The organism is Vibrio sp. 10N.222.48.A3 (genome assembly GCF_041475345.1).
GTDB lineage: Bacteria > Pseudomonadota > Gammaproteobacteria > Enterobacterales > Vibrionaceae > Vibrio > Vibrio tasmaniensis_A.
Genome location: NZ_JBFRVX010000009.1, coordinates 1 through 4,087 on the forward strand (window position 1 = coordinate 1; position 4,087 = coordinate 4,087).

Here is a 4,087-nt window from a genome sequence, read left to right on the forward strand (position 1 = left end):
GTAAATGAGCGATCTGCATAACGCTGGATTCAATAATAAAGGTGCCGAGTTTTTGCATTAAACCTGTGCTTTCAGCAATAGGAATAAATACGTCTGGCGGGACAAAACCCAGTTCATCATCTACCCAACGCACAAGCGCTTCTACACCGTGAGTACTTTCATCGGCACGAACCAATGGTTGAAAAACCATAAATAAAGCTTGTTTATCGATAGCGATACGAAGCCTTTGTTCTACTCTCATTTTGTAGAGGTGGGCGTCTTGCATCTCAGTAGTAAAAATACTGTATGAGTTTTGCTGCTGTTTCGCTTTGTACATCGAAATATCGGCAGAGCGTAACAGGCTATCTAAATCTCTTCCGTGGTCTGGGAAGCGGGCAATACCTACACTGCAACTCAACAAAAATTGAGCGCTTTCAACTTCATAAGGTTGAGAAAGTACTTCAATAATTCGTTCTGATAGTCGCTTAATTTCAGATTCACTATTCAGCGTTGTTAAAAACAAGAACTCATCACTGGATTCTCGTACCAATAGGCTGACTCTGGAGCGAAACCGCATCAAACGTAATGCAATTTGTTTGAGCACCTTGTCTCCGAAGTCATGTCCATGGGTATCATTAACACATTTGAAGTTATCGATGTCGATAAACAGCAGTGAGAATGGCTCTGACTCATCTTCAATCCACTTGCCAATGTTTTTACGCATATAGGAGCGGTTGGGGAGAGAGGTTAATGGATCGTGATTGGCTTGGTAAATCAATTGGCTGCGAGTTCGTTGCTCGTTCTTCGCAATCGATTTTACTAAAAAATAGAAACCAAACTGAAGAACAACAAAAACAAAGAAAAGAGTACCGAACTCTTTTGCGAATATACCATCAACGTGTTCTAGGTCTGTACGGCCGACAACCCAAAGCTTGTAGTCTGGAATGTATTTAGCGCTAACGAGCGATGGGAAAGCGCTATCATCGATACAGAAAGAATATGTGTATTTTCCTGTTTTCGCTTCTTTGACGCTGACAGTCACTTGCTCAGAAAAGCTTTTGGTAATGCGATCCATTAGATCGTTATCAACTGGTTTTAAATAAGCGTCTAGCGACTCGATATCGCTAGAAAAAAACTGACGATAGTTGTCGGTTCTAAGTAGAGTTAACGTGTTGTAATTGCCTGCGTGCGCATTGTTTTCAAACAATATTGTACTGTCTAAGCGTAAACCTGCGGTCATGACTGCATCAACGTTCTTGCCATCGAGAGAAATGGATTTTCTTAATGGGATCACGAGGCTGTTAAGAGAATCATGGAAATAGGTGCGCCCTAAAACCATTTTATTACTCGATATAGCCTCTAGAAATGAGTCTCTGGTGTACGGGAGATCCAGTAAATTAAATTGATCAGACAGTTGTAGGTTTGAGCTGATTGATAGGTAATCCCCTTGAGGATTTAGTAACCCGAAAGCGGCTATTGCAGGATGAGTATCAAGCAGTTTATCTAATATTGGTCGAATTTGAATCGAAGCCGTGCGGGTAAAGTCGGACTGCTGAGCAAGTTGATGCCCAACCACTTCAAGCAGTGCTTCTTGGCTAGTTAATAGAGAGTTTACTGAGCTAGAGAAGATCTCAACTTGGATATGCTGTTGCTTAGTAAAGTCATCTCTGTTTGATTGCCACTTGGTTATGCCAAAGGCGCTGAAAAGTATCAGGGTAAGCAGCACGATCATAGCGTACAGCGACCAGATATTTTTCTTAAATAGAGCCATGAGATGCCTTTTGTTGGTGACTACTTTTAACAGACTGCAAGTGACAACGTTTATATCGCCAGTGTGATTAATACAACGAGGCATAAAACATCAGAGATGAATATATCAATGATTAAATAGTGTAACGGCTAAGAACAGAGATTCTTGAATGAAATATTAACACTCATAAACGTGCTGACAATTAACCCATGATTAATCACAGTTTTTGTTAGCAATCGGATGGCTCTACACATAGGTAGTGTTAACTCTGTCACTACCTAGGTGTCTTCAAGTGACTACGTCTTCAAGTTACAACCGTGTTAAACGCTTGAGTTAATAAGTGCCTAGCTGATTGAGCAATAAGATGCTTAAGTGTCATGGGCTTCAGCCATAACCTTTAGTAAGCTCCGTATGCATGCGCAGTATATTCTAACAGTATCATTAAGCGAAGCTGAATTACTTTTTAGTTACGGCAATAGGTAGTTTTTCATTTGCGCCCCATTCAGTCCATGAGCCATCGTAAACGCCCATATCACTTGAATAACCAGCCAGTTTAGCGGCTAATAAAATGATGCAAGCCGTCACACCTGAGCCACAGCTAAAGAACATAGGTTGAGAGGGGGGTAAGTTTAGGGTCGAGAAAATGTCAACTAACTCTTCTTGAGGTTTCAATTTACCTGCATTTAAGACTTGTGCGAACGGCAAGCAAACTGAGTTTGGGATGTGGCCACTACGTAAGCCTTCACGTGGTTCAGGAACTTCTGAATCGAAGCGAGCTTGAGAACGCGCATCTACAATGTTCGCGTTCTTGTTATCGGAATAGCTTTCAATTTGTTGAGCATTAACAAAATAGTCGTCTTGAATACTCCCATCAAAATTCCCGGCTTGAACTTCTGTTTTATAGTTAGTGTCTGTTACGTAGCCTGCATCTATCCATGCAGGTAAACCGCCATCTAAGATATAAACGTTGTTATGTCCCATTGCCATAAACATCCACCATGCGCGAGGCGAGGCAAAAGTTCCTGAGTTATCGTAAACCACGATCGTACTGTCTTGATTGATACCAATTTCTTGTGCGCGTGTATTGAAGTGTTTTTCGGTCGGGAACATGTGAGGGAGCAGAGTGTGCTTGTTACAAAAGTCTTTGTCGTAATCGAAACGAATCGCACTAGGTATCACTTGTCCTTTGATCTTTTCTGACTCACTTGGGATCTGAAATTCGATACTGGCGTCGAGGATTACAATGTTGTCTTCTTCTAGCAAACGTTGTTGAAGTTGTTCTGGTGAAATGAGTGGCTGATTCATTCTTCTTATATCCATTCTTGTTGTTATATCGGCGACTAAGGCGCAGCCCGGCAGTGGATGAACTGATAGCTGCTTTGTCCGGTTATTTGATTGTTTAATGTATCAAGCACAACAATAGAATCAATAGGGCAGTCTGTTGTTGGTGGAATGGAAACGCGAAATATTTCGTTGTCTTGAGTTTCAACCGTGAGGTAGCGTCTATGTCCGTCTAGGGATTGAGTGAGCGTATTGGAGATGACTCTGGCTTCAATGCGTTCTCCGGTAGAAGATGTCATTGGGAAATAGGTGAGAAATAAAAGTAGCCCAATACCAATCGATAATATAACGAATCCTATTTTCAACTGTTTCATAAAGTAAGCCTTTGAAAGTCATCTTTAAAAGATAAGACAGGCTTTCGATAAAGTGAACATAACCAGTACTGAAAATTGAAACAGCGCCCAAATATAAAGGTGAGCCTCATTGCTCACCTTTATGCATTGTTATTCGACTTTCGACTTTCAACTTCGAGACTGCTGACTAACTCCAACTAAATTTAGCTATTGTTAAACTGAACTCAGCGCTTTTCATTCCTTTACGTTTACCAAGTGATTTGTGATCCGTCACTTGCAACGACTTGTTGCAGCGGCGCTTGACCATCATAAAACCAGATCTCAATTAACAGAATATCTTCGCTTAGCGGCGCCGAAAAGTTGGACGTAAATGTACCGTTGTCTAAAGGGCCTCCAATGACCTTACTTGAATAATCAGGCTTGTAAGTTAAGTCTGTCCTTGTGGTAAATCGACTATATACGGATACGAACGAACGATCGGTTGAGATGTGGCTGATATCAATATTGAGGTCAAATTGATCTACAGAGTTATAATCGAAACCATCAGGTATTACGAGCTCATCCATTTTGTACGCTTGCGGGCCGTTGGAGATAACCGCATTAACTGGTGTCGGTGCCGGATTTATAGCGACGGTGACTGGTGTTGACGTCACTGATGTTGACGTCACTGGCGCTGACGCCACTGGTGTTGACGTCGCTGGTGTTGACGTCACTGGTGTTGACG

Annotated in this window: 3 protein-coding genes and 1 pseudogene; all 4 read right to left on the reverse strand. The window is 41.7% G+C overall.

The features are described 5' to 3' along the window. Positions 1-1,750, reverse strand: a 1,750-nt coding sequence (locus tag AB4653_RS00180) for a diguanylate cyclase domain-containing protein (RefSeq protein ID WP_372103073.1), incomplete at its 3' end; no start/stop codon positions are given. Between the two features lie 435 nt (positions 1,751-2,185). Then, positions 2,186-3,034, reverse strand: coding sequence for a sulfurtransferase (locus tag AB4653_RS00185; protein WP_009845552.1), 849 nt, complete (start codon positions 3,032-3,034; stop codon positions 2,186-2,188). Positions 3,035-3,069: 35 nt separating this feature from the next. Continuing rightward, a complete protein-coding gene (locus tag AB4653_RS00190; RefSeq protein WP_083784002.1) occupies positions 3,070-3,384 on the reverse strand; it encodes a hypothetical protein in 315 nt (104 codons plus the stop codon). A gap of 227 nt (positions 3,385-3,611) precedes the next feature. Then, positions 3,612-4,087, reverse strand: a pseudogene (locus AB4653_RS00195) (hypothetical protein); the annotation flags it as partial.

Bases quoted from the DNA above. Each gene is read 5' to 3' on its own strand.
- AB4653_RS00185 (WP_009845552.1), bottom strand. From the start codon at position 3,034: ATGAATCAGCCACTCATTTCACCAGAACAACTTCAACAACGTTTGCTA.
- AB4653_RS00190 (WP_083784002.1), bottom strand. From the start codon at position 3,384: ATGAAACAGTTGAAAATAGGATTCGTTATATTATCGATTGGTATTGGG.